At 70.4% G+C, this 26,221-nt stretch carries 21 protein-coding genes; 14 read left to right on the top strand and 7 right to left on the bottom strand.

All coding sequences use genetic code 11. The annotated features are described in order from the left end of the window. Nucleotides 1–24: 24 nt before the first annotated feature. From WMF12_RS31230 to WMF12_RS31215, 4 genes are all read left to right on the top strand, one after another. Entirely contained in the window at nt 25–2,337 is a 2,313-nt protein-coding gene (locus WMF12_RS31230; RefSeq protein WP_437851241.1) for a beta-ketoacyl synthase N-terminal-like domain-containing protein, read from the top strand. Continuing rightward, on the top strand, nt 2,334–3,248 hold the full coding sequence (locus WMF12_RS31225; protein WP_437851239.1) for a hypothetical protein: 915 nt from the start codon (nt 2,334–2,336) through the stop codon (nt 3,246–3,248). The genes WMF12_RS31230 and WMF12_RS31225 overlap by 4 nt, the downstream gene beginning before the upstream one ends. Continuing rightward, nucleotides 3,245–5,155, top strand: a complete 1,911-nt coding sequence (locus WMF12_RS31220) for a beta-ketoacyl synthase N-terminal-like domain-containing protein (RefSeq protein ID WP_437851236.1) — start codon at nt 3,245–3,247, stop codon at nt 5,153–5,155. The genes WMF12_RS31225 and WMF12_RS31220 overlap by 4 nt, the downstream gene beginning before the upstream one ends. A gap of 218 nt (nt 5,156–5,373) precedes the next feature. After that, nucleotides 5,374–5,763 (top strand): hypothetical protein, encoded by a 390-nt coding sequence (locus WMF12_RS31215; RefSeq protein WP_437740307.1) that lies wholly within the window; start codon nt 5,374–5,376, stop codon nt 5,761–5,763. Nucleotides 5,764–5,825: 62 nt separating this feature from the next. Here the strand turns inward: WMF12_RS31215 and WMF12_RS31210 are convergent, their stop codons facing one another. The 4 genes from WMF12_RS31210 to asnS form a co-directional block, all read right to left on the bottom strand. Next, on the bottom strand, nt 5,826–6,740 hold the full coding sequence (locus WMF12_RS31210) for a patatin-like phospholipase family protein (RefSeq protein WP_437740306.1): 915 nt from the start codon (nt 6,738–6,740) through the stop codon (nt 5,826–5,828). Between the two features lie 41 nt (nt 6,741–6,781). Next, the gene (locus WMF12_RS31205) at nt 6,782–7,408 is read right to left on the bottom strand and encodes a hypothetical protein (protein WP_231864319.1); all 627 of its coding nucleotides are present in this window, start codon (nt 7,406–7,408) and stop codon (nt 6,782–6,784) included. Nucleotides 7,409–7,508: 100 nt separating this feature from the next. Then, nucleotides 7,509–8,246, bottom strand: a complete 738-nt coding sequence (locus tag WMF12_RS31200) for a class II glutamine amidotransferase (protein ID WP_231864318.1) — start codon at nt 8,244–8,246, stop codon at nt 7,509–7,511. Nucleotides 8,247–8,809: 563 nt separating this feature from the next. Then, nucleotides 8,810–10,150: an asparagine--tRNA ligase gene (gene asnS, locus WMF12_RS31195; protein ID WP_437740304.1), complete on the bottom strand. Its 1,341-nt coding sequence runs from the start codon at nt 10,148–10,150 to the stop codon at nt 8,810–8,812. 64 nt (nt 10,151–10,214) lie between these two features. On the opposite strand from asnS, the gene WMF12_RS31190 reads away from it, so the two are divergent. Together WMF12_RS31190 and WMF12_RS31185 are read left to right on the top strand one after the other, a co-directional pair. Then, nucleotides 10,215–11,057: a PDZ domain-containing protein gene (locus WMF12_RS31190; protein ID WP_437740303.1), complete on the top strand. Its 843-nt coding sequence runs from the start codon at nt 10,215–10,217 to the stop codon at nt 11,055–11,057. 15 nt (nt 11,058–11,072) lie between these two features. Beyond that, the gene (locus WMF12_RS31185; protein WP_437542947.1) at nt 11,073–11,600 is read left to right on the top strand and encodes a TrmH family RNA methyltransferase; all 528 of its coding nucleotides are present in this window, start codon (nt 11,073–11,075) and stop codon (nt 11,598–11,600) included. A 40-nt stretch (nt 11,601–11,640) separates the two neighbouring features. Here WMF12_RS31185 and WMF12_RS31180 read toward each other — a convergent pair whose 3' ends face one another. From WMF12_RS31180 to groES, 3 genes are all read right to left on the bottom strand, one after another. Next, on the bottom strand, nt 11,641–12,174 hold the full coding sequence (locus WMF12_RS31180; RefSeq protein WP_437740302.1) for a GNAT family N-acetyltransferase: 534 nt from the start codon (nt 12,172–12,174) through the stop codon (nt 11,641–11,643). 128 nt (nt 12,175–12,302) lie between these two features. Next, nucleotides 12,303–13,931 (bottom strand): chaperonin GroEL, encoded by a 1,629-nt coding sequence (gene groL / locus WMF12_RS31175; RefSeq protein ID WP_437740301.1) that lies wholly within the window; start codon nt 13,929–13,931, stop codon nt 12,303–12,305. A 33-nt stretch (nt 13,932–13,964) separates the two neighbouring features. Beyond that, on the bottom strand, nt 13,965–14,255 hold the full coding sequence (gene groES / locus WMF12_RS31170) for a co-chaperone GroES (RefSeq protein ID WP_012238539.1): 291 nt from the start codon (nt 14,253–14,255) through the stop codon (nt 13,965–13,967). 452 nt (nt 14,256–14,707) lie between these two features. On the opposite strand from groES, the gene WMF12_RS31165 reads away from it, so the two are divergent. The 8 genes from WMF12_RS31165 to WMF12_RS31130 all read left to right on the top strand — a co-directional run bounded on the left by WMF12_RS31165 (nt 14,708) and on the right by WMF12_RS31130 (nt 25,990). After that, the gene (locus tag WMF12_RS31165; protein WP_437765560.1) at nt 14,708–15,313 is read left to right on the top strand and encodes a hypothetical protein; all 606 of its coding nucleotides are present in this window, start codon (nt 14,708–14,710) and stop codon (nt 15,311–15,313) included. After that, nucleotides 15,313–15,978: a hypothetical protein gene (locus WMF12_RS31160; protein ID WP_437851235.1), complete on the top strand. Its 666-nt coding sequence runs from the start codon at nt 15,313–15,315 to the stop codon at nt 15,976–15,978. The genes WMF12_RS31165 and WMF12_RS31160 overlap by 1 nt, the downstream gene beginning before the upstream one ends. Before the next feature lie 119 nt (nt 15,979–16,097). Beyond that, complete coding sequence (locus WMF12_RS31155; protein ID WP_437851233.1) at nt 16,098–16,928, top strand: response regulator transcription factor; 831 nt, start codon at nt 16,098–16,100, stop codon at nt 16,926–16,928. Nucleotides 16,929–17,286: 358 nt separating this feature from the next. Next, nucleotides 17,287–19,212, top strand: a complete 1,926-nt coding sequence (locus WMF12_RS31150) for a hypothetical protein (RefSeq protein WP_437851231.1) — start codon at nt 17,287–17,289, stop codon at nt 19,210–19,212. A 72-nt stretch (nt 19,213–19,284) separates the two neighbouring features. Then, nucleotides 19,285–20,289, top strand: coding sequence for an AAA family ATPase (locus tag WMF12_RS31145; protein ID WP_437740297.1), 1,005 nt, complete (start codon nt 19,285–19,287; stop codon nt 20,287–20,289). Nucleotides 20,290–20,307: 18 nt separating this feature from the next. Beyond that, nucleotides 20,308–21,261 (top strand): DUF58 domain-containing protein, encoded by a 954-nt coding sequence (locus tag WMF12_RS31140; RefSeq protein ID WP_437542928.1) that lies wholly within the window; start codon nt 20,308–20,310, stop codon nt 21,259–21,261. A 2-nt stretch (nt 21,262–21,263) separates the two neighbouring features. Beyond that, nucleotides 21,264–23,171 carry a vWA domain-containing protein gene (locus WMF12_RS31135; RefSeq protein ID WP_437851229.1) on the top strand — a complete coding sequence of 636 codons (1,908 nt, stop codon included), beginning with the start codon at nt 21,264–21,266 and terminating at the stop codon, nt 23,169–23,171. Then, nucleotides 23,168–25,990 carry a VWA domain-containing protein gene (locus WMF12_RS31130; RefSeq protein WP_437851227.1) on the top strand — a complete coding sequence of 941 codons (2,823 nt, stop codon included), beginning with the start codon at nt 23,168–23,170 and terminating at the stop codon, nt 25,988–25,990. The genes WMF12_RS31135 and WMF12_RS31130 overlap by 4 nt, the downstream gene beginning before the upstream one ends. Nucleotides 25,991–26,221: the final 231 nt, after the last annotated feature.

Below are 26,221 nucleotides of genomic sequence, written 5' to 3'. Positions count from 1 at the left end.
CGCGCCGCAGAGAGCCGTTCGGGCGTGCGCATCTGGGTGACGGGCATCGGGGTCGTCTCGCCCCTCGCGCGCGGGGCGAGCGAGACGATGGACCGGCTCATCGCAGGAGAACGGGCCTTCGCGCCGCTCTCCTTGTTCGAGATCCCCGGGACGCGCGGGCGCATCGCCGCGGAGGTCCGCGACCTCTCCCCCGAGGAGGTCGCGCCGCCCGGCGAGGCGGAAGGGTGGTCTCGAACCGACGCGATGGCCGTGCTCTCGGCCCGCGAGGCGCTCGGACACGCGGGCATCGACCCGAGGGCCGTTCCAGTCGACCTGGTGGTCGGCGGGACGACCGCCGGGATGTTCGAGACGGAGGACTTGCTCGCCTGGCTGTCGCACGACCCCAGCGCGATCGCCCCCCTGAAGCGGATGCTCTCGCATCCCCTCTCATCGACGGCCGACCACGTCCGCGCCGCCGTCGGTCCGTTCCGTCGGGTGAGGAGCGTCTGCAGCGCCTGCTCGAGCGGCGCGAACGCCGTGTTGCTGGGCGCGGCCTGGCTCCGCGCCGGCCTCTCCACCCGCGTGCTCGCGGGGGGCGCCGACGGCCTGTGCCGGCTGACGTACACCGGCTTCGGCGCGCTCGCGGCCGTCGATCCGGAGCCGTGCCGCCCGTTCGATCGGCGGCGCGCCGGTCTGAACCTCGGCGAAGCGGCGGCGTTCCTGCTCCTCGAGTCCGAGGACGCCGCGCGCGCGCGCGGGGCGGAGCCGATCGTCGAGCTCCGCGGATGGGCGACCGGCGCGGAGGCGCATCACATCACCAACCCCGAACGCGAGGGGCGCACCGCCGCGCGCGTCATGCGCGACGCTCTCCGGTGCGCGGCGCTCACGCCCTCGGATCTCGATTACGTCAACGCGCACGGCACCGCGACGCCGCTGAACGACGTCATGGAGAGCGCCGCCCTGCGCGCCTGCCTCGGCCCCGAGGTGAACCGCATCGCCGTCTCCTCATCGAAGGGGCAGATCGGGCACACGCTCGGCGCAGCGGGCGCGGTCGAGGCCGCGATCACCGCCCTCGCCATCGCGCGCGGCGTGATGCCCCCGACCGGCGGCCTCGAAGAGGTCGATCCGGAGTGCCAGCTCGTGCACCTGAAGGAGGCGCGCGAGGCGCCGATCCGGTCGGCGATGTCGAACTCCTTCGGCTTCGGCGGCACGGACAGCGTGCTCGTGCTCGCGCAGCCAGACCGTTTTCCTCCGCCGCTCGACGCCGGCAGCGCGCCCCGGCGGCGCTCGGTCGTCGTGACGGCGGCCGCGACGATCGGCCCGCTCGGCGTCCTCGCGTCCCGCGGCGGCGCCGCATATCTGGAGCCTGGCCCTCCGCCAGCGGAAGGAGCCATCCCCTTCAACACGGCCGCGCACCTCGATCTCGCGCGGGCGAGGCGGCTCGACCGAGCTGGCCGGCTGACGACGGCCGCGATCCTCACGGCCCTCTCGGAGGCCGGGCTCGGTGGCGCGGTCCAGGCCGAGGCCGGCGCGGGCGATCCGGCGGCCGACGTCGCGCCGAGCCGCACCCTGCCTGGCGCCATCGTCGGCGCGTCCTTTGGCAGCGTCGACGCCTCGACCGCCTACATGCGGCGCATTTACGACAAGGGCGCGAAGTACGCGAGCCCCGCCGATTTTCCGAACCTGGTCCCCTCATCGCCGGTCGGGCATGCCTCCATCTACCTGGGCCTCCGTGGCCCGGTGTTCGCGATGGCCGATCTCGGAGCGACCGCGGAAGCGGCCATGGTCACGGCCATCGAGCTCATCACGGCCGGGGAGGGGGAGGCGCTCGCCGCGGGCAGCGTCGAAGAGACGAGCCCGATGATCGAGCGGTGCCTCGGTCCGATCTGCTCGCAGGTCGTCAGCAGCGGGGTCCGCAGCGAGGGCGCTGCCGTGCTGCTCTTCGAGAGCGCCGCGCGTGTGCGTGAGCGAGGGGCGCGCCCGGTGGCGATGGTGTCCTGGTGGAACTCCTGGCGGGGTGACGGCGTGGGGATGCTCGCGGGAGCGCCAGCGCCGACGCGCCTCGGCGCTTCGGGAGAGGTCGCCCTGCGAGCGCAGGCCACCGTCCCGTCGCCAGCCGCCGTGTTCGTCGGACGGGAGGAGGAGCGCCTCGTCGCCTGCCTGCATGGCTCACCGTGGGCCGAGGTGCGGCGCTCCACGCTCGCGTCGCGCTCAGGCGATCACGAGGGCGCCGGCGGGTTCGCCGCTGCTGCGGCGGTCGCGGCGCTCGCCTGCCGCGACCTCGCGAGCGTGCTCGTCGTGGGCGGCGCACCCGACCGGGGATACGCCATCCTGCTGGTCGCTCCCGGCGACGCGTGACGACATCGCTGCCCGCTCCCCGCCGTCGTGCGCGGCACCTCGTCAGCGCCGGGCGCCTCCTGCTCTTGCTCGCGAGCCTCCCTGCCTGCGCCGCGAGCGCGCCGCGGCGCGGCGGCGCGCTCGACGCCGAGCTAGCGCGCCTCCTGCCTGGCCCACCGGCGGGCACGTCCGCCGCGCGGCTCGACCCCTCCGCGTGGCGAGAGGGGCGCGAGCGCCTCGCAGGTCTCCGCCGCGAGGTCGAGGGGGCTGGCCCGCGCACGCTCCGCGTCCGCCTGGCATTGCGGGAGCCGCGCACAGGCCACCTGCTCGAGGCGCGCGGCGCGATCGCGGTCGCCCCGCCGACGATCGAAGGGCGAGCACGCGCGGCGGGGAGCGACATTCTCGAGCCCGAGGGCGCGCTGCGGATGATCCTCCTCGGCCCGGGCGGCACCACCGCGCTCGACCTGTGGGCGCGCGGCGATCGCTTCCGTTTCGCCGTTCCCGCGCTCGATCTGCTGAGGCGCGGCGACGCCTCGACGCCACGGACTGCACTCCGCGGTCTGCCGGTAGATTTCCTGCGCTGGTGGATGCTCCACCCGGCAGCGGGGACGCTGCTCTGGTACTCGCGCGCCGAGAGCACGGATTCCTTCGTCCTGCGCGACGGCGACGCCGTGATCGATCTGCGGGTCAACGACCGAGGCGTGATCGGCGCGCGCCGCACCACGTGGTCGACGGCGGAGGGCACCCGCCGGCGCCGGCTCGACGAGGAGGTCGTGATCGCCGAGGGCATGGGCTGCGGCAACGTCCGTTACGCGCAGGCCTCGACCGGGCTGCTCATCACGGTGATCTGCGAGGCCGAGGAGCGGGATCGCGCGCCGGATCCGCGCGCGTTCGTCGATCCCGACGCGCTCCGGCCGGGGGGCGGCTCATGAGCGACGCCTGCGTCATCGCCTCGGGCGCTGTCTCGGCGCTCGGCCTCGGCCCTCTCGCCTACCGCGTCCCTCGGGCTGGTGAGCCTGCGCCTGTCGCGATCGCGCGCGACGCGGAGCTGGCTCGCGCCGGCCTGCTGCGGCCCTTCGCCGCGCGCGCGCCGGCGGAGCTCGGCGTCGCTCCAGGCGCCGATCGCGCCACGGACCTGCTGAAGGCGGCGCTCTCACAGACGCTCGCGGCGCTGGAGGGCGTGCGTCCGGGCTTTCGTGGCGAGCGCATCGGCATCGCCCTCGGCACCTCCAGCGGCGGCATGCTCACCGCGGAGCGGTTCTTCGCCGCCCGCGCCGAGGGCGCCGACGCCGGATCGCTCGCCGTGCTGGCCTCGCGCGCGACGTATTTCGCGCCGTTCAACGACGCGCTCGCAGCGTTCGGGCTCGAGCGGACCCCGCTGCGCACGCACCTGCTCGCGGCGTGCGCGGCGAGCACCCTGGCGATCGGCCTCGGTCTCCGCTGGCTCGATCGCGACGCTTGCGATCTCGTGCTCGCCGGTGGCTACGACGCCCTCAGCATCTTCGTCGCCGCCGGCTTCGAGGCGCTCCGCGCGACCACGGCGTCCAGGTCGCGCCCGTTTCGGGTCGGCCGTGACGGCATGGCGCTCGGCGAGGGCGCCGCCGTCGTCGCCCTCGTCCGCGAGGACCGTCTCCGCGGCGCCCCGGTGATCGTCCGCGTCGCCGGCTTCGGCGCCTCCACGGACGCGGTGCACATCACCGCCCCGGATCGAACCGGCTCGGGGCTCGCGCGCGCCGGCGCCGCGGCGCTCGCCGACGCCGGGTGGCCTGCCTCGCGCGTCGGTCTGATCAGCGCCCACGCCACGGCGACGCCTTACAACGACGCGATGGAGTGGCGCGCGATCGCCGCGCTGCTCTCGCCGCGCGGCGCCGTGGAGGGCTCGGACGCGCTGCCGGGCGCGGATGCGCCTCCGCCGGTGGTCCACCCGTTCAAGGCTCAGATAGGGCACACGCTCGGGGCCGCGGGCGTGCTCGAGGCGCTCGCCGCAGCAGCCGCCCTCCAGGCATCCATCGCTCCACCGGCGGCCTCCGAAGGCGAGCTCGACCCCGACGCACCGGCTCACCTGCTCGAGCGCGCCGAGCCCCGCCCGCTCTCTTCGGCGCTCAAGCTCTCGGCAGCGTTCGGCGGCGCCAACGCCGCCCTCTTGCTCACGTCCTCCGCCAGCGGGCGCCGCCCGCGGCGCCCGCGCGCCGTGGTTCTCCGCGCGCACGCGCACGTGACGGGCTCCGATCTCGGGCGCCTCGCCGAGGCGACCGGCATCGCGCGCGACCGCCTCGCGCGCCTCGACGCGCTCTGCCGGCTCGGGCTGACCGCGGTGGCAGCCCTCGCCGCCATCGTCGGCGCCGATCGCTTGCGGGGGGCCGGCATCGTCGCGGGCCACGCGCTCGCCACGATCGACACCAACGAGGTGTACGACGCCCGCCGGCGCGCCCGCGGAGCCCGCTTCGTCGAGCCTCGCCTCTTCCCTGCGACGTCGCCGAACGCGATCGCGGGCGAGTGCGCCATCGCGTACCAGCTCACCGGGCCGAGCTTCGCGGTCGGCGCCGGGCTCGGCGGCGCGCTGGAGGCGCTCCGCGCCGCGGCCGATCTCGTCGCGTCCTCCGACGCCGACCGCATGGTCGTCCTCGCGGCCGACGACGCGGGGCCGGTCGCGCGCGAGCTGCTCGGCCTCACAGGCGCCCAGCACCGCGCGCTCGCCAGCGGCGCCGTCGCGCTCCTCCTGCAGGCGGATCCCGGCGACGAAGAGCGCCTGCGCAAGGTCGATCCGGACCTCCCTGTCGACCACGAGGGGCCGGTTGGCCATCTCGCCCTCCTCCGCTGGCTCAAGGAGCACGCGTAGCGGCGCGCCCGTCCCCGTCATCCTTGGTGGTCGTGATCGCTTCGCTTGCCGATCCGCGCCTCGATCTGGCAAGGTTCCCAGCTGGAATCAGCTGCTTCCCCCGAGCGTTGTCCTGCCCGCGTATGTTCTGCCGCCAAACAAAAGCTGTCGCTTCGCTCCTCGTCGTTGCTTCGGCCGTCCTCGCCGGGTGCGCGACCCACTACATCCCGAACACAGACGTGGAGGACAACGACGACAACCGCAAGATCATCTCGTTCTGCGAGAAGTATCGCAACGCGGTGGAGAGCAAGAACGTGGGCGAGCTGCTCAAGCTCGCGTCGCCCAAGTACTACGAGGACGGCGGCAACATCGATGCGGCGGACGACCTCGATTACGCTGGCCTGCGCTCGTACCTCACCGGCAAGTTCCAGGACGCTCGTGCCATCCGCTACGAGATCCGCTACCGGCGCGTCCTGAAGGGTGATGACGTCATCTACGTCGACTACACCTTCAGCGCGAGCTATCGCATCCCGGGGGGCAAGGGCGAAGAGTGGCGCCGCAAGGTCGACGACAACCGGCTGGAGCTGGTGGAGTACCAGGACGGGTACCGCATCGTCGCGGGGATGTAGCGCTCGGTCGCTGCGCGACGGCGCGGTCGACGTACGCCAGGGCGCCCGCCGGTAGCTCCGCTCTAGTTTAGAGCGCTCTTCGAGGAGGGGGCATCGAACACGCCCTTCTCCTTCGCGGCGGCGAGTATGCGGAGCGCAGTGCGGTAGCCGCGCAGGACGAGCGGCTTGGCGGCGAACCGGTTCATGTAGCTGTACCGGCCGATCGCGGGCGCCACGTCCAGGAAGGTGACGTTCGGGTAGAGCTTGGAGAGGAGCTCGACGCCGCGGCGCTCCTTCTCGGCCAGAAGGATGCTGAGCGACTGCCGGACGACGCTGGGCGCGCCGCTCCTCGCGATCGAGCGCTGCGACTCGTCGCGCTCCTCGGGACGGTAGATGTTGGAGATGATCACGATGTTCGCGCCGGCATTCACGGCCACGTCGGCGGAGAGCGTCCGGATCACCTCGCCGCTCAAGTGATAGCGGCCGTTGATGCGGTAGGGCCGGAACAGGCCGGGCACGCAGCAGCTGGCGGCCACCGCCTGGCTGATCGGCGTGGCCTCGTCGTAGCCAGGGCCGAACACGACGCGCTTGGCGCTGTCCACGTCCACCGCCGTCACGTAGACGGCGTGCGGCAGCTGCCGGAAGTCGTTGATCGGCAGCGTCCGGCGCACGTAGCGCTCGAGCCTGTCGATCGAGAACACCCCCGAGCAGAGGTATCCCGGGTCGAGCAGATCGCGCAGGGCGGGAGCGCCGAAGAAGCTCGACACGTGGAGGCGAGGCCCGCGGTGACGTCGTCTCCAGGGGAGGCGGTAGGCGTCGAGAAGCACATCGAGCGGGATGTCTTGCCCGTACGTCGCGCTGACCAGCGCGCCCGCTCCCGCGCCCACGTAGATCTCTGGATGGATGCCCAGCTCCTCGCAAGCCTTCAGCACGCCGAGGTGCGCAAGGCCTCGCGCCGCTCCCCCGGAGCCCACGAACGCGATCTTGAGGCGGCTCATCGAGCCCCGATCTTGTCGGAGATATGGCACAAGCGCAAAGCCTACTGTAGCTGGAAGTCCTCGAGCAGCCGATAGATCCTGAATCGCGGGCCGTCGCGGCGCAGCCAGACGACGATCTCGTCGCCGAGCAGGCGATCCGTGGCGACCCGCGCGGTCGCGATCGGCACGCGGATCACGACGTCCTGGTCATCGAGCGTCTCGGGCTGGATCGCGGGGTGTTGCGGCGTCGCGAGCACGTCCTCGGCCCGGAAGATCTGGAGCTCCGACTCCCGATAGACCGGCTCTCCGGCGAGCTTTCCGTACTCGAGCCGCCGGAACCGCTGCTCCCACCAGAGCCCGGCGCTCGGCGGCTGCCCCGATCCGCCCGAGCCGGTGTGGATCGCGAGGGCATCGCGCGTCAGCAACTCGCTCAAGGCTTCGCTGTCCTCGGCGACCACCCGCCGGAAGAACTCGTCCACGACGTCCAGCGCGGCGCCGATGCCGAGAGGTGTCCGGAGGGTCACGACGCTGTCCTCGACGTCTGCTTGGTTCGTCGGTGGCGGCGGGGTGCTCGCCGGATCGAGCGCCACGCCGTCGGGGCGGCGGCGCTCGTCAGAGAGCTCGGCGGCGGTGGGAAAGGAGGCCGGTTCTCCGCGGCCGCACCCCAGGAGCGACCAGCCCGCGATCACGGCGACGAGCAGCGATGGACACGCTCGCGACGGCCGAGAGGCGTCCGGAGCGCCGGCCGGCGGTGCATGGGCCCTGGCCTCCTGCGGGCCCTCCGGGCGTTCAGATCGGCTCGATCGCGGGAGCATCGGCGCGGGTGAACGTCACGATCGCACGCTCGCCAACGTGGGTCCACCCTGCGGGGGCCTGGTCGTCATCGAAGTCCGACGCGACGAGCGTCAACCGGCTCGCGGCATAGTCGGGCATGCGCATTCGGCCCAACCCGCCGTCGCTGAGGAGCCGCTCCATGTCGTCGCTGCCCTGGTAGATGCGGTACGCCATCGACGTGCCGCCGTGGGCGGCGAGCAGGTACTCGGGGTTCGTGACCACGATGTTCATCGCGCTCGGCCCCGCCCCTTCCTCCGCGCAGAGCCGGTCCACGAGCGCGATGGAGGACCGGAGGGCCGTCCGCGCGCTCGCCGCGTCCACGTTGGGTCGATCGAGCTGGCCGCTGTCGTGGAGGAAGGACAGGAACAGGTGGAAGAGGAGCTCGCTGTCCGTCTCGCCGCGAACGTCGCGCTGGAGAAACTGCGGCAGCGAGTCGCTCAGCTGGTTCCGCAGGCGGGCGAACCCTTCGACCGTGCCCGTGTGGGCGAACAGCCACTGCCGATAACGGAAGGGGTGCGTGTTCTCGGTGCGCAGGCTGCCGACGGTCGCAGCCCGGACATGCGCCACGAGGATGTCGGCGCGCACGTCCTTGGTCATGTCGGCCAGGCTGATCTCCGGTCGATCATCGATCGGCCGGCGCTTGAGGAGAATCTCTCCTCCCTGGTAGAAGCCGACCCCCCAGCCAGGGATCACGCCCTCCCTTCGGCGAACCGTGAGGGCACGTTCTTCGAGCTCGATCGCACGCGCGCCGAGATCCGGACGGTTACCGATAAAGCCGACGAGACGAGCCATAGCTTTGTCCTCGCGAGTTGGGTCGGGGAGGCGGGGGCAGGGTCCGGCTCGCCGGTAGAGCGCTCCCTCATCTGCAAGCAGGGGTGGCTCCGTCGGTCGGCCGAGTGAGCGTGGGTCGCGGGTTGCGCCCTATGCTTTCTTGATACGACAGAGTCGCCCTGCAAGCGGAGCAAAAACGGATCCCCAGCGGCGAGGCGGGGCGCGGGCACGGCCTGACCACACTGCCCGCCGTTGTCGCGCGTCGCGCGGGCTTGCCGATCGCGTTACCTCTTACTCACGCTCCTCGCACAGCGTCGCGATTCCGACGCGTGGGTGCGCGCGAGGAGCGGCTAGCCTCGTCTGCTCCCACGCTTCCACGCTCCCACGCGTCGGCCCGCCGCGTCGGCGCCGTGGCGCATCGCGCCGTGAACGATGCGATGCCAACCGGCGCCCAGAATTTCCGGCAGGAGCTCTGACGCGCGGCACTAAGGCGAGAGCCGATTCAGCATGCGCGGGAACGGGATCGTCTCGCGCACGTGCGGCAGACCGCAGATCCAGGCGACGCTCCGCTCGACGCCGAGCCCGAAGCCCGCATGCGGGAAGGTGCCATACCGGCGCAGATCCAGGTACCAGCCGAACGCCTCGGGGGGCAGCCGATGCGCCTCGATTGCCCGCTCGAGGATGGCGAGATCATCCTCGCGCTGCCCGCCCCCGATCACCTCTCCATAACCTTCCGGCGCCAGGACATCGACGCAGAGCGCGAGCCGGTCGTCCGTCGGATCGCGCTTCATGTAGAACGCTTTCACCTGAGCCGGATAGCGGTGAATCATGACGGGGCGATCGTACCGGCCGGAGATGATCGTCTCGTCCTCGCCGCCGAAGTCCTCTCCCCAAGGAAAATCCGGAATTTCGGCCTCTCCGGCCATTTTGCGTTTCTCCGCGCGCGCCTCGTTCAGGATGGCGACGGCCTCGTCGTAGCGGATGCGCGGGAACGGTTTCTTGACGGCCTCGAGCTTCCCGACGTCGCGCTCGAGCACCGCGAGCTCGGGGCGGCGCCGCTCGAGGACCCGCTCGACGATGAAGCAGAGGAAGTCTTCCGCGAGGTCCATGTCGCCCGCGAGGTCCATGAACGCCACCTCGGGCTCGACCATCCAGAACTCGGCCAGGTGGCGTCGGGTCTTCGACTTTTCCGCGCGGAACGTGGGCCCGAAGCAGTACGCCTTCCCGAACGCGGCCGCTGCCGCCTCCATGTAAAGCTGCCCCGACTGGGTGAGGTACGCCTTCTCGCCGTGGTAGTCGGTCTGGAACAGCGTGCTCGTCCCCTCGCACGCGTTCGGCGTGAAGACCGGCGCATCGACGAGCGTGAACCCGCGCCCGTCGAAGAAGTCGCGGATGGCCTGGATGATGGTGTGACGAACGCGCAAGATCGCGTGCTGCCGCTTCGATCGCAGCCAGAGGTGGCGGTGATCCATGAGGAAGTCGGTCCCGTGCTCCTTCGGGGAGATCGGGTACTCGCCGGCGGTGGGGCCGAGCACGCGGAAGCCGGACGCGGCGATCTCGTAGACCCCGGCGCGCTTCGGGTGCGCCTTCACCTCGCCGACGACATCGATCACGCTCTCCTGGGTGACCTTGTCGGCGGCCGCGAAGACCTCGTCGCCGACGTCGCTCTTCGCCATCACGCACTGGACGGTGCCGAAGCCGTCGCGCAGCTCGAGGAAGTGGAGCTTGCCGCTCGATCGCTTGTTGTAGAGCCATCCGCGGAGCACGACAGTGCTGCCGACGTGCGCGCTGAGGTCGCTGGTAGCAATGACGGGCTGATCCTGCATGGGCGCCCGAAATAGCACGGTTTAGTTGCGGCTGACGCCGGCTCCGGCCAAAAATGGCGCCATCTTGGTCCTCCAACGGCATCGCGCGCTCTCGCTCTGCTTGCCCGCGTTCATCCTGCTGCTCGCTGCAGGTGGCACGCCGCTCGCCGCTGGCGGCTGCTCGGCGCTCTATCCCGAGCTCTCGACCCGCCTGCACGAGCCTCCTTCAGACCAGGAGCTGCATCCTCCGCCGCCCGAGAACGTCCGATGGCTGCGGGTCGTCCGGGCGAGAATCCCGGAGCGCACTCGGGACGGCCGCGCCTGGGATTCCGGCGCCGGTGACCTCCCGGACCCCTATGTCCGCGTCTTCGTCAACGGCGCGGAGATCTTTCGGACGGCGGAGCAAGCGAACACGCTGGAGCCGACCTGGCCCGAAGGACCCAGCGGAAACTTCCAGATCTTGCCCGAGGACCGGCTCCGGGTGGAGGTCTGGGAATCGGATCCGCTCACCGACAAGCCGATCGGGGTGCGCGACATCGGCCGTCCGAGCGATACGCACCGAGCCGCAGGCGAGATCGAGATCGAGCTCGACGCGGGCGGCTCGCTCACGCTCGCGTTCCAGCCGGCGCACGCCAAGCTCGGCCTCGGCCTCTGGTACCAGCTGCATTCCGGCTCGGCATTCATCTCGCGGACGATGGAGGGCGGACCTGCAGAGCGCGCCGGGCTCCGCAAGGACGACGAGGTGCTGGAGATCGCCGGGCAGCCGCTGCGGCGCATGTCCGTCGCGGCGATCCGGGGCGCGCTCGACGCCGTGCCGCGCGCCGGGCTCGTGCTCCTGGTCAAGCACGCCACGGGCACGACCGAGCGGATCAGGGTCCACGAGGGGCCCATCTATCCGCTGTTCGATCGCTTCGCCGCCGCCGAGTAGGGGAGCCAGCGCGCCGTGAAGATCCCGCCCTTCGGGCTCACCACCCGGGAGATCCGCGAAGAGCTCGCCCCCTTGCGGAACGACTTCTCCATCGCCGTCTGCCGCGCGAAGAACCCGTTCAACATCGGCGCCATCATCCGCGTCGCGCACTCGTTCCTGGTGCGGGAGATCTTCCTGATCGGGACCGAGCCCTACTACGAGCGCGCTTCGATGGGCATGCAGAAGTACGAGACCATCGTCGAGTGCCCCGACGAGGCGAGCTTCCTCGAAGCGGCGCGCGGCCGCCCGCTCATCGGCGTGGAGCGCGATCACGCGCGGCGCACCCTCTGGGAGGCGCCGTTCCCCCGCGGGCTCGTGTTCCTCTTCGGCAGCGAGGATGACGGGCTGCCGCAGGCGCTGCTCGACGCGTGCGAGGACGTGATCGCGATCCCCATGTACGGGATCAACCACTCGTACCCCGTGGCGATCGCGGCGGGCATGACCCTGTGCGAGTGGGCTCGGCGGCGCGACCCGCGCGGCGGCGTGAGCCGCGCAGGAGGGTGAGCGGCGCCGAGGCGGGCCCCCGTCCGTGGACGGAAGCGCGCTACTCGGGGTAGCGCTCGAAGACGAGGAGCTCGCCCAGGAGGTCGTGATCGAGCGTTCCAGCAGGGCGCATCCCGAGCTTCTCGATCACCCGGAGCGACGCGCGGTGCCAGGCCGGCGTGGTCGCGATGACGCGCCTCACGCCCGGCTGCTGCAGCGTCCAGTGCAGGACGGCGCGCGACCCCTCCGTCGCGTAGCCTTGGCCCTGGGACTTGCCCTCGACGCCGTAGCCGATCTCCACCGTGCCGGTCGCGTCGGGCCGGCCGTTCAGCACCACGCTGCCGACGACGACGCGCTCCTCCTGCCCGCGCGTCACCATCAGCCGCGTGCCCCACAGGAACGCCTCTGGATCGTCGCGCAGCCGGTCGAGCGGCGAGCTGAAGGCGCGCTCGACGAGCGCGCGCCCGGGCCAGGCGCCAGGGAAGCGCGCGCCGGACAGGGCCTCGGCCTCGGCGCGATCTCCGCGGATGACCGCCTCGAGCAGGGACAGCGAGACCGGGGTGAGCGCCAGGCGCTCGGTAGTCAGGGTGCTCATCGCGAACCTGCGCCGGATCAGATCATGCGCCGCGGCTCGCCGGAAGTCGAAATGGCGAAGGGCCGACTTCCTGAGGAGGAAGCCGGCCCTCGCCCGCCGGGCTTAGCGGTCAGCGCGGCGCGTCGCGATCAGAAGTCGTGGCCGTGGCCCGCGTGGCCGCCACCAGCCGCCGCCTTCTCCTCCTTCGGCCGCTCAGCGATGAGCGCCTCGGTGGTGAGCATCAGGCTGGCGACGCTGGCCGCGTTCTGGAGCGCCGACCGGACGACCTTGACCGGATCGATGACGCCCATCTCGAGCAGGTTGCCGTAGTCGCCCGACGCGGCGTTGTAGCCGTACGAGTCCTTGCCGTCGCGCACCTTCTGCACGACGATCGAGCCCTCTTCCCCGGCGTTGGCCGAGATCTGGCGGAGGGGCTCCTCGATGGCGCGGCGGATGATGTTCACGCCGAACCGCTGCTCGTCGTTGACCTTGAGCTTCTCGAGCGAGCTCTGCGCGCGGATGAGCGCCACGCCGCCGCCCGGGACGATGCCCTCCTCGACGGCCGCGCGGGTCGCGTGGAGCGCGTCCTCGACGCGGGCCTTCTTCTCCTTCATCTCGGTCTCGGTCGCAGCGCCGACCTTGACGACCGCGACGCCGCCCACGAGCTTCGCGAGCCGCTCCTGGAGCTTCTCGCGGTCGTAGTCGCTCGTCGTGTTCTCGATCTGAGCGCGGATCTCCTGCTGCCGGGCCTTGATCTTGTCCTTCTTGCCCTGGCCGCCGACGATCGTGGTGTTGTCCTTGTCGATGATGACGGTCTTGGCGCGGCCGAGATCGCTGATCGTGACGTTCTCGAGCTTGAGGCCGAGCTCCTCCGCGATCACCTGGCCGTCCGTCAGGGTGGCGATGTCCTTCAGCATCTCCTTGCGGCGATCACCGAAGCCCGGCGCCTTGACGGCCGCGCAGTGCAGCGTGCCGCGGAGCTTGTTCACGACGAGGGTCGCGAGCGCCTCGCCCTCGACGTCCTCGGCGATGATGAGGAGCTGCTTCTGGCTCTTGGCGATCGCCTCGAGCACCGGGAGCAGGTCCTTCATGTTGGAGATCTTCTTCTCCGAGATGAGGATGTAGCAGTCCTCGAGGTTCGCCTTCATGGCCTCGGGATCGGTCACGAAGTACGGGGAGAGGTAGCCGCGGTCGAACTGCATGCCCTCGACCACGTCGAGGGTCGTGTCGGCGCTCTTGGCCTCCTCGACCGTGATCACGCCCTCCTTGCCGACCTTCTCCATGGCGTCGGCGAGGAGCTTGCCGATCGTCTCGTCGCCGTTCGCGCTGATCGTGCCGACCTGCGCGATCTCCTTCGCGTCCTTCGTCTGCTTGGCCGAGCTGTGGAGGTGCGCCACGATCGCCTCGACCGCCTTGTCGATGCCGCGCTTGATCTCCATCGGGTTGTGCCCGGCCGCGACGAGCTTGGAGCCCTCGCGGTAGATCGCCTGGGCGAGCACCGTCGCGGTGGTCGTCCCGTCGCCGGCGATGTCGCTCGTCTTCGAGGCGACCTCGCGGACCATCTGGGCGCCCATGTTCTCGAAGCGGTTCTCGAGCTCGATCTCCTTGGCGACCGTCACGCCGTCCTTGGTGACCGTCGGCGAGCCGAAGCTCTTCTCGATGACGACGTTGCGCCCCTTCGGGCCGAGGGTGACCTTGACCGCGTCGGCGAGGGCGTTGACCCCCGCGAGGATCATGCTGCGGGCGGACTCGTTGTAGATGATTTCCTTGGCTGCCATGGTGTCTCTCCTAAGTTCCTTCTGTCGCCCGCGTCACTTCTCGATCACGCCGAGGATGTCGTCCTCGCGGAGGATGAGGTGCTCCTCGCCGTCGATCTTGACCTCGGTGCCCGAGTACTTGCCGAAGAGGACGCGATCGCCCTCCTTGACGTCGAGCTTCCGCACGGTACCGTCCTCGGCGACCTTGCCGTTGCCGACGGCGACGACGGTCCCCTCGATCGGCTTCTCTTTCGCGGTGTCCGGAATGTAGAGACCTCCCTTGGTCTTCTCTTCTTCCTTCACGCGCTGAACGATCACGCGGTCCTGGAGCGGTCGAATCTTCATCTTTGCAAGTCCTCCGGGGACGAGCGCCGCGTCCCACGAACGGCGAGACCCAGCCGGCGCGACGGAGCGCGCCGGAAGGCCCCCTACGATTGCAGTCTGGGCACTTTGCTAGCACTCACCTGTGGCGAGTGCTAGCGAGCGCGCGGAAGATAGCCACCCCCTGGAGGGTGTCAAGAGTGGCCCCAGGCGGCACTTTGCGCGCTGGCAGCCAGGCGCAGAGGTGGCTGTAAGTCCTGGAGATCGCAGGGGAAGGCGCGCGGCTCAAGGCTGGGCTCGGCGGAGCCTCTCGGCTAAAATGCGCTTATGAGGGCAAAGCTGCGGCAGCACAGTGACGCGATGCCCTCACGGTCTCCAGCCCGAGGGAGGCCGCCAGGACGTGTCTGGTTGACCTGAGCGCGCGGTGGCCCGGGTTACGTCGGTATCCAGGGCACCCGCATAAGTGAGGTGCCGCTGTGAGCCAAGCGATCTCTCTGTCCCCGAGCATGACCCGCTATTTCCAGGAGGTTGTGGACGAGGCGCTCCGAGTTCGGAACGTCGCTGCCACCGAGGCGGCGTCGAGTTACCTCGTCGGTCTGCTCTGTGCTTTTGCTCACCCGGACGAGCATGCCGAGTCTGCCTTCAACCAGCCCCTGACCTTTCTTCTGCGCGACGCGCTGGAAGCCTCCGGAGCCGAGCGTTTCCAGCGGCTGCGTAACCTGGGAGACAGCGTCCTCTACGTGGTCGGTTTCTTCGGCGGCCACATCGAGCTCAAGGGGGTCGATCGCGGCTACGTGGTCGGGGTCGGGTCCACCGCCTACCACCATGCGGCCGCTATGCTGCGCCTCAATGCGCGCGTCGGCCAGGGCCCCGATGTTCTTTCGGAGATGGCCGAGAAATTCGAGCGGTTCGTGAGCGTCCTGAACGATGTGGCCGACGGTACGCTCGCGTCGGGAGCTCGGGACGAGCGCTCGGTGCTCCGGCTGTACGAGCGCTGGGTTCGTACGGGATCGAGCCGCCTCGCGGATGAGCTCGGGGCACGAGGGCTCGTGCCGAGCCGTGGTACGGGCGGGCTCAACTGATGCGGGGGGCGACCTTCCCGTCCCGGATCCAGCAGCACCTGGCGCGCACCTATGCGCTCGATGACGCGCCCGCGGTCGACGATTTCATCCGGTTGACGGACGGCAGCGCACGCGAAGCGCTGCTGATCCGGCACGCCGACGGGGATATCGAGATCGCGCTGCACCTGCCCCGCCGGGCGATCACGCGGGGGCGAGAGCGGACGTTCGACGAGATCTGCCAGATCGTCGAGGGCGTGAGCCACTTCCTCTATGTGGCCGAGCGGGCCCGCAGGGAGCTGCCGGCGACCCAGCTCGAGCTCGAGCTCCAGGCCGAGGTCGACAAATACGTGCTGCTTGTCTATGGCGATCTGGCTGACGAGGTCGAGCCGCCAGGTCCGCCGCTCCGGCGCCGCCACGAGGCGGCCCCACCGGGGGCGGGGCGCTTCGAGCCCGAGCGCGCCGCGCGGATCCGCGCCCATCTCTTCGAGCGGGTCACCTTCATGGATCCACCGGGCACGGAGACCGGCGATCGCTACCGGATCGCGAACGATCTGGCGGCGCGGTTCGCGGGCCGACTCGAGGCCGAGTTTGCCCGCCACGGGCGTCATGCCGAGCTGCTCGCGGCGCTGCGACGCTTCTATGCGGCGGGGCAGACGGAAAAGATCGCCCTCGCGCGCGCCGCGTGAGCGCATCCTCCCGGGCGCTCGGGGTCGCTCGGGAGCCCGGCGCGGAGCGCTCGCCGCGGCCGCGCGCTCTCGTTCTCTCTTGACCGGTTCGCGCGCACGTACTCTCATCCGCATCCACGATGCCTTCCGCGAGCACGATGCCGCCCCGTGTGCTGGTGGCCGAAGACGAACCGGCGATGTTGAGCCTCGTTGCGCGTCACCTGAGGAACCTAGGGTTCTCTGTGATCGAGGCTTCCGAGGGCGATGCCGCCTGGGAGCTCGCGCGTGAGCACCGGCCGGATCTGGTGATCCTGGACGTGATGATGCCCGGCATGAGCGGCTGGGAGATCTGCAAGCGGCTGAAGAGCGACACGTCCGACGGACGTCCGTTCGCGAGCACCGGCGTCATCATGCTCACCGGGATCGGCGAGAACCTGAACGAGATGACCTCGCCGCTCTTCGCCGCGGACGCCTGGTTGAACAAGCCGTTCGATTTCACGGATCTGGACGCGCGGGTGCGCGAGACGCTCGCGCGTTATGCGAAGCAGGTTCCTGATGCGAACGGCGCCAGGGCTACGACGAGCGCGGTTGGCGAGGAGCGTGAAGCCGCGGCGCAGCCATCTTCCAGAGAGCGGGCGACGGGGGCGAAGAAGTCGGCGGCAAACGGTGCCATGGCGAGCAGGGCGGCTGCGAAGCGCTCGGCCGTGACGAAGAAGCCGGCCACCAGGGCGGCGAAGAAGCCGGCTGTGGCAAAGAAGCCGGCCGCCAAGGCGGCGAAGAAGCCGGCAGCGGCGAAGAAGCCGGCCGCCAAGGCGGCGAAGAAGCCGGTCGCGGCGAAGAAGCCGGCCGCCAAGGCGGCGAAGAAGCCGGCAGCGGTGAAGAAGCCGGCCGCCAAGGCGGCGAAGAAGCCGGTCGCGGCGAAGAAGCCGGCCGCCACGAAGGCGGCGTCCAAGAAGAAGTCGATGAAGTGATCCAATCCGAGGCGGGCGCCGTGCGCAGTGGCCCGTCACCTCGTTCCCACGCAACGTACGCGTGCCGCCGCCGAGCCGGGCGCAGAAGAGCCGTCCGATCAGCGCCCCGAGGGAAGACCCCCACCCACCACCGGCAACGTGCATCCATGCCGGCGGCGCGCTGAGCGCAGAGGCTGCCCTGCACGGGAATCATCAGGGCTCGCCGCGCGTCATTCCCTCGTACGTCGCGCGGAGCCTCCTACGTACGTCGCGCGGAGCCTCCCAGGAACTTTCGGGCGCCTGACCCGTCAGCAGGTACAATGCTGCGACGTTTCCCCTTCGAGGGCCCCCGCGGGGGGCGCCCGGAGCGCTGAGCACCGTGAGCGACTCTCGCACGAAGCAACTGGACCGCATTCGCAGCGCCGCGCTCGCGGTTGAGCTGAGGCTGCGGTTCGGGCGCGCGCTGCGCGCGCTGCCGAGCGCGCTGACCCTCGCGCTCGCGCTCGCCGCCGGGACGCTCGCGGTGCACAAGGCGCTCCCGGCGTACCTCGGCGAGCCGCGCGCGCGCCAGCTCCTCCTCGGCGCGGGGCTGCTCGTGCTGGCCACCCTCGTCGTGGCGATGCTGCGCCGCTTGCCTCCCCGCGCCGGCACCATCGCCCTCGATCGGCACCACGGCCTCCACGACCGGCTGACGATCGCGCTCGCCTTCGACGCGCTGCCCGCAGCGCAGCGCACCCCCCTGATGGAGGCGGCGATCGACGACGCCTGCGAGCACGCCGCAGGGCTGCGCCCCGCTGGCGCCGCGCCGCTCGCGCTCCCTCGCGAGCTCTGGACCTCCGCCGCGGTGGGCCTCGGCGTGCTCGCGGTGGCGCTGCTGGAGGTGCGCACCCCGCGGAAGCAAGCGCCCGTCGCGGCGACCATCGACGCGCTCACCATGTCGCCCGACGACATCGAGCTCTTCAAGGACGCGGCGAAGGCGCTCGATCGGCAGGACCAGAGCCCGGAGATGAAGTCCGCGGTCGAGCGGTTCAACCAGCTCATCGAGGATATCGCCAACAAGCGCCTCGATCGCACCGAGGCGTTCCGCCGCATGGAGGCGCTCGAGCGAGAGCTCCTCAAGGGCGCGGAGGCCGACCTGAAGGCGCTCGAAGAGGCGCTGAAGGAGACGGGGCTCGACCTCAAGAAGAGCGACCTGGCGAAGGGCGTGGGGGAGTCCCTCGAGAAGAAGGATCTCGAGAAGGCGAAGAAGGACCTGAAGGAGCTCGCCGAGAAGCTCCGCGACAAGAAGCAGAAGCTCGACAAGGCCGAGATCGAGCGGCTGCGCAAGGCGCTCGCCGAGGCGGCGTCGCGCCGCAAGGAGGTCCTCGCCGCGATCAACGAGAAGCGCGCCGAGGCGCGCGAGCAGCTCCTCAAGCAGAAGCAGAAGGCCTCCGCGAACGATCAGCAGAGATCCGAGCAGGAGAGGCTGCTCAAGAAGAAGGAGCGGGAGCTGGAGCGGCTCGACCGCGAGGCCGAGCAGAAGGAGCGGACCGGGCGCCAGCTCGACCGGCTCGATCGCGAGCTCGCCAAGGCCGCCGAGGATCTGATGCGCGACCTCGGGATGTCAGCGGACGATCTCGAGCAGGCGGCCGAGGACATCAACCGGATGCAGCAGGAGAAGATGTCCGAGCAGGAGAAGGAAGAGCTGCGCCAGCGGCTAGAGGAGCTCCGGGAGCTCGTGCGTCAGCAAGGGCAGGGGGGCAAGCAGCGGATGGCCAGGATGCTCCGCTTCGGAAAGCGCGCGCGCGGCAGCCAGGGCGGCGGTGAGGAGCAGCAGGGGCAGGGCGACGGCGAGCAGGAAGGGCAGGAGGGCCAGCAAGGCCAGGGCGGTCAGGGCAAGGGCGGGCAAGGCCAGGGGCAGGAGCTGGTGATCGGGCCCGGCGGCAAGAAGATCCTGATGCCCGGCGGCGGGCAGGGGCAGGGGCAGGAGGGGCCGGGGAGCGGCCAGGGCAACAGCAACGGCGGCAACCAGCCCGGGGGTGACGGCGTCGGCTCCGGCCGCGGCGGCGAGGTCGCGGGCAAGCGCACCGACCCGAAGATGGGGACCCAGGACGTCCAGGCGCAGGGGCTCGACACGCAGCAAGGGCCCTCGAACAGCGAGGTGATCCTCAGCGCGGCCGAGCGGGGCTTCAAGGGGACCGGCTACAAGAAGGTCTTCACCGACTATCACACGGTCGCAGAGCAGCAGATCAACAAGGATCAGATCCCTGATGGATACCGGTTCTACGTGAACCGGTATTTCCAGCTCATCAGGCCGCGCGAGTGAGTCGAGCCGGCGGCTCGAACGCGACCGCGCCTCTACAGGCGCTCCGCGACAGCGGGCGCGAAGCAGGAAGTCATGGCCGAGAAGACGAAGGAAGCAGCGCGGGCCGAGGTGGACGAGTTCCGCGCGAGCATCGGACAGCTGCGCGAGGAGGTGGGGAAGGTCATCGTCGGCAACCGCGAGGTGGTCGACGGCGTGCTCACGTGCATGCTCGCGGGCTCGCACGCGCTGCTCGAGGGCGTGCCGGGGCTCGGCAAGACGATGCTCGTCCGCACCATGGCCGAGGCGCTCGACCTCCAGTTCTCGCGCATCCAGTTCACGCCCGACATGATGCCCGCGGACATCATCGGCACCACGGTCATCGATGAGAACGCGGGCGGGCAGCGGTCGTTCTCGTTCCGCAAGGGGCCGATCTTCGCGAACATCGTCCTCGCCGACGAGATCAACCGGGCCACGCCGAAGACGCAGAGCGCGCTCCTCGAGGCCATGCAGGAGCACCGGGTCACGGTCTCGCGGCAGAGCTACACGCTGGAAGAGCCGTTCTTCGTCCTGGCGACGCAGAACCCCCTCGAGAGCGAGGGGACGTACCCGCTGCCCGAGGCGCAGCTCGATCGGTTCTTCTTCAAGCTGCACGTGCCGTTCCCCAGCCGCGACGAGCTGAACTCGATCCTCGAGCGGACGACCGGCACCGACGCGATCGAGGTGCGGCCGGTCCTGAACAAGGAGCGGATCATCGCCATGCAGCGGCTCGTCCGCGAGGTGCCCGTGGCGAAGCACGTCCAGGACTACGCGGTGCGGCTCCTCCAGGCCACCCACCCCGCCGAGGGAGGCAGCCTCGACGAGGTGAAGCGGTTCGTGAAGTTCGGCGGGTCGCCGCGCGGGGCGCAGGCGCTGCTGCTCGCCGCGAAGATCCGCGCCCTCTTCGAGGGGCGGTTCGCGGCGTCGGTCGACGACGTGCGCGCGTGCGCGCTCCCCGCCCTCCGGCACCGCGTGCTGCTCAACTTCGAGGGCGAGGCGGAGGGCGTGAAGACCGACGAGGTGCTGCAGGCGATCCTCAAGCACCTTCCGGAGAGCAAATGAGGCGCCGTCGAAGGTAGCATGGGGCTCTTCGACGCGTTCAAGAGGGCCGCCGCGCCGCTGCGCCGCATCTCCGCGCTCTCCGCGAGCGCCCCCGACGAGGAGCTCTTCGACGACGAGTTCCAGCGCAAGCTCGACTACCTCGCGATGGTGAGCCGCCGCGTCTTCTCGGGGGCTATGCGCGCGGAGCGGCGGACCAAGAAGACCGGCTCCGGGGTCGAGTTCGCCGACCATCGCGACTACGCGCCCGGCGACGATTTCCGGTACCTCGACTGGGCCGCGTACCAGCGCTTCGACCGGCTCCTCATCCGGCTCTACGAGGAGGAGGAAGACCTCTCGATCTACTTCATCGTCGACACCTCGGCGTCGATGGCGTTCGGCGACGGCGAGAAGCTGCGGCACGCAAAGCGCCTCGCTGCGGCGCTGGCGTACGTGGGGCTCGCCAACCTTGACCGCATCGCGATCGTCACCGCGACCGACGAGATCAGCGGGCGCATGCAGTCGACCCGCGGCAAGGCTCGCATCTTCAGGATCTTCCGCTTCCTCGGGCAGGCGCGCGCCGAGGGCCCGACCGACCTCGGCGAGGCGATGAAGACCTTCGTGGCGCAGCACAAGCGGCGCGGCCTCGCCGTGATCCTCAGCGATCTCTATGATCCGGCGGGCTTCGAGCGCGGCATCAACGTCCTCCGGTACAACCGGTTCGAGCCGTTCGTGCTCCATGTCGTCGACGCGCGCGAGGCCAGGCCCGCGCTGCGCGGGGACGTGCGCGTCTACGACTGCGAGACTGGCGACGAGCGCGAGGTCACGGTGACCCCCAAGGTGCTCGAGCGCTACGCCGAGGCCTACGAGCAGTACCTCGACGAGATCCGCCGCTTCTGCACGTCGCGGCAGGTGAGCTACTTCCGCGCGGACGTGTCCGTCCCCTTCGATGAGCTGATCCTTCGCGTGTTCCGCAGAGGCGGCTTCCTCCGGTAGCGATGCTGCACTTCACCGGCGTTCCGCTGCAGACACTGCTCCAGATCGGCGCCCTCGGCGGGGCCGTCGTCGTCTTCTTCTACATCCTCAAGCTGCGCCGGCGGCCCGTCGCGGTCCCCTTCTCGAGGATCTGGGAGCGCATCCTCCGGGACAAGGAGGCGACGAGCCTGTTCTCCCAGCTGAAGCGGCTCCTGTCGCTGCTGCTGCAGCTCGCGCTCCTCGCGCTGCTCCTGCTCGCGCTGGGGGATCCGCGCCCTCAGGCGAACCTCGTCGAGGGGCGCAACATCGTCGTCCTCATCGACGCGAGCGCGAGCATGCAGGCCATCGACGTCGCGCCCTCGCGCCTCGAGCTCGCGAAGGAAGAGGTCAGGAAGATGGTCCGCGGCCTCTCCGGCAGCGATCGCATGCTGCTGGCCCAGATGGACGCGGCCATCACGCCCCTGTCGACGCTCACCGGAGAGATCTCGGAGCTCGAGGCGGCCGTCGCGGCGGTGAGGCCGACCGACGCCACCGCCGACTTCGCGCGCGCGCTCCGCTTCGCGAGCGACACCCTGAGCGGGCTCCCATCGCCGGAGGTCATCGTCGTGAGCGACGGCGCGCTCGGCGAGCCGACCGACGCCGGCGGACAGGTGCGCCTCGGCGACATCAAGCTCTCGTACCTGCCGATCGGCAAGGGATCGAGGAACGCCGCCATCACCGAGTTCTCGGTGCGGCGTTACCCGCTCGACAAGAGCCGCTATGAGGTGATGCTCGCGGTCACCAACACGAGCGACGAGCCCCTCGATCTCGAGCTGTCGCTGCTCGGCGACGGCCAGCTCACGGATCTGACGCGCATCCGGCTCAAGCCCAAGGAGAAGCTGCCCCGCTTCTACCCGAACCTCTCCGGCGCGTCGAAGACGCTCGAGGCGAAGCTCGCGCTGGCCGACGGCAGCTCGGACGACCTCCCCGCGGACAACCGCGCCTACGCGCTCCTCCCCGAGCGGCGCCGCGCGCGCGTGCAGGTCGTCTCTGCGGGGAACATGTTCCTCGAAGCGGCGCTGCTCCTCGACGAGTACCTCGATGTGACCTTCGTCGATCCGCAGCGGTACCCGGCGGCCTCGTCGTTCGACGTGACCATCTTCGACGGCGTGGCGCCGAGCGTCGCGCCGGGGAGCGGGAGCCTGCTCTACCTCAACCCGACCGGGACCAGCGTCCCGTTCGAGGTGGGCAAGGAGGTCCTCGATGACGACCCGAACTACCGCCTGGGCTTCGACGAGCTCGACGCGAAGCACCCGCTCCTGCGCTACACGGCGCTCAGCGACGTGAACGTCGCGCGCGCGCACGTGCTCAAGGGCAACAAGGAAGACAGGGTCGTCGGCCGGAGCTACAAGGGTCCGCTGCTGCTCGAGGGGCGGCGCAGCGGCGTGAAATTCGTCGCGCTCGGCTTCGACGTGCGCGAGAGCGATTTCCCGCTCCGCATCGCCTGGCCGCTCTTCCTGCTCAACGCGATCAACAACTTCGTCGAGGAGGACACGAGCTACATCTCCTCGTTCCGCACGGGCTCCGTCTGGCACATCCCGGCGTCCTCGTCCGCGGAGGTGGCCAGCCTGGAGCAGCCCGACGGGACGACGCGCGCGGTCCCCATCCAGGAGGGGCGCGCCGTGTTCCTCGGGCAGCACGCCGGCTTCTACACGCTGCGCGTCGGCGCCGCGGGCGCGCAGGAGGAGAGCATGTTCGCCGCGAACCTCTCGGCCCCGGAGGAGAGCGCGATCGCCCCGGCCGTCGAGCTCAAGGTTGACGGCCGCGGCGCGGGCGCGGTGAGCGAGTTCAAGATCGGCGTTCGCCGTGAGCTCTGGGTCTACCTGCTCGCGGCGGTGCTCCTCGTGACCGCGATCGAGTGGTTCACGTACCACAGGAGGGTGACGGTGTGAGCGCGTTCCGTGGTCGGAGGCTGCGCATCGCCGCGTGGGCCATCACATGCGTCGCCCTCGGCGGGATCCTGTTCTGGGCGTACCGGAGGTATGTCCTCCTGCACCCGGATCCGACGCTGACGTGGGTGCGCGAGGGGGTGAAGTACGAGCTCCTCAACCCGAAGATGCTCGGCGCGATCCTGCTCGCGCCCTGGTTCGTCGGGGTGCTCGCGGGATCCCTCGCCGACCTTCCCCTGCCGCAGCGCGTGCTCTCGGTGCTGCTGCGGGTCGCGTTCGTCGCGCTGATCGCGCTCGGGCTGTCGCGGCTCGCGAGGTCCGCGACCACGGAGAAGGTCGCCACCATCTACCTCATCGACGTCTCCGAGTCGGTCACGGACGAGGCGCTCGACGACGCGCGAGCGACGCTCGACAAGGCGTTCGCCGAGAAGCCCGAGGACGGCGTCATCAAGGTGATCACCTTCGCGCGGCGGCCGCGGCTCGCCGAGCGCGCGGCCGGCGAGGCGGCCGGTCGCGAGGAGGAGCGGCGCGCGCCGCCCATCGGCCGCCACGTCGACGCGAACGGACAGCGCGGCGATCTCGGCGCGGGCTCGAACCTCCAGGCCGCGCTGCAGCTCGCGTACGGGCTGTATCCGCCCGGCTACCTCAAGCGCGCCGTGCTGATGTCGGACGGCGTGCAGACGGACGGCGACGTGCTCGCCGAGGCCAACCGGGCGCGCGACGTCGGGGTGCGGCTGTTCTCCATCCCGTACCGGCGGCCCGCGCCGCCCGAGGTCGCGGTGCGAGAGCTCAGGATGCCCGACCGGGTCAAGGTCGGGGAGACGTTCGAGATCCACGCCGACATCTACGCCAGCCGCGCCACCAAGGCGCGCGCGCGGCTCTTTCAGGGGGAGGCGCTGAACGGCCTCGAGGGCATCCGGGACCTCGAGCTCAAGGCAGGGCCGAACGACGTCGTGTTCAAGAGCGTCGTGCGCATCGCGGGGCAGGTGACCTACGCGCTCGAGCTCGACCAGATCGCGGACGACAAGTTCAAGGAGAACAACCGGTACGCGACCACCATCGACGTGCCAGGGCGCCCGTCGGTGCTCTACGTCGAGGGGACGCCGCAGCACGCCGGCCCGCTCTCGAGCGCGCTCACCGCGCAGCAGTTCGACGTCGACGTCAGGCCGCCGGCAGGATTCCCCGGCTCCCTCAAGGAGATGGAGCGCTACGACTTCCTGATCGTGTCCGACACCCCGAAGGAAGCGCTCAGCCTGCAGGGGCAGGAGATCATCGAGAGCTACGTGCGGGATCTCGGCGGGGGGTTCCTCTTCGCCGGTGGCGAGTCGGGGTACGGCCTCGGTGGTTGGTACCGCACCACCATCGAGCGGATCCTGCCCGTTCGGATGGACAACGAGCGAAAGAAGGACATGCCGAGCGTCGCGATGGCGCTCGTCATGGATCGCTCGGGATCGATGACCGGGCTGCCCCTCGAGATGGCCAAGGCCGCGGCGAAGGCGACCGCGGGGGTGCTGTCGTCGGACGATCTGATCGAGGTGATCGCGTTCGACTCGGCGCCGACGCGCTACGTGAAGATGCAGCCCGCGCGCAACCGCTCGCGGATCGCGGGCGAGATCGCGCGCATCCAGCCGGGCGGCGGGACCGAGATCTTCTCCGCGCTCGACGCCGCCTACCAGGACATGACCGTCACGCAGGCGCGCAAGAAGCACGTCATCCTGCTCACGGACGGCAAGGCGTCGACGGGCGGCATACGGGACCTCGTGTCCGCCATGATCGCCGAGTCGATCACCGTGACCACCGTGGGGCTCGGGAACGACCTCGACGAGCAGCTGCTCAAGATGATCGCCGACGTGGGCGGGGGGCGCTTCCACGCGGTCCCGGATCCGAACAACCTGCCGCGGATCTTCACCAAGGAGACCGAGATGGTGGCGCGCGCCGCCGCCGTCGAGGAGTGGTTTCCGGTGACCCAGGTCGGCGACGCGGCGTTCCTCCGCGGCGTCGACGTCCGCACGGCGCCCAACCTGCACGGCTACGTCTCGACCAAGCTGAAGCCGGCGCCAGCCCAGGAGCTGCTCACGAGCGACACCGAGGAGCCGATCCTCGCGCGCTGGCGCGTCGGCCTCGGGTGGACGCTGGCCTGGACGACCGACGTCAAGGCGCGCTGGGCCGTCGAGTGGCTGAGGTGGCCAGGCTTCGAAAAATTCTGGGGACAGCTCGTCCATGAGCACATGCGCCAGAAGCACCGGCGCGAGCTCGACATGAAGGCCGAGATCGTCGACGGCGAGCTGCGCGCGTCCGTCGACGCGTTCGGGGCCGACGACCGGTTCGAGAACAACCTGACCTCCCGGCTCACCCTCATCGGGCCCGAGCCAGGCGGCGCGACGCGGGTCGTCGACATGCGTCAGACCGCGCCGGGGCGCTACGAGACGGCGCTTGCGCTGGATCGGTACGGCTCGTTCCTCTTGCGGGCGGAGCACCTGCGCGAGGCCGAGGACGGCTCGCTCCGGCCCGTCGCCGTCAGCTACGGCCACGTCTCGAACCCGTACCCGCGCGAGTACGCGAGCTTCGAGCCCGAGCTCGCGATCCTCGAGAAAGCCGCGACGTCGACCGGCGGGGCGGTCGATCCGAACGGCGTGGCGGCCATCTTCGACCCGGCAGGGGAGAAGGTGACGTTCCACGAGGAGCTCTGGCAGCAGTTCATCTACGCTGCGATGGTCGTGTTCCTGCTCGATCTGTTCGTCCGCCGGGTGCGGCTCTTCGACCGGAAGTTCGTCGCGCGCCGGGGCCGAGGGGTAGGGGGCCGGCGCCTCCCGGCCACATGACGGCTCATGGCAAAGCGGAGCCCCTCATGACGGCCGATCCCCCGTTCCTCCCCGGCGCCGCGCCGAGCGCCGGTGCGCGTCCGTCAGGTTGTCCCCGACTCCGCTGCGTGGAACGCTGTGCTCCAGCCCGCTGGCCTGCACCATTTCGCGACGCGGAAGGGCCGTCTTGGGCTAGTTTCCCCTTATAGACCGGTGGTAGAGGAGCCCTGGAAAGCAGCGAAGGACGTGAAT

Origin of the sequence: Sorangium sp. So ce363 (assembly GCF_051520435.1) — a bacterium.
Classification (GTDB): Bacteria; Myxococcota_A; Polyangia; order Polyangiales; family Polyangiaceae; genus Sorangium; species Sorangium cellulosum_B.
Note: the sequence above shows the minus strand (reverse complement) of the source record. Positions and strands in the feature narration are given on the sequence as shown.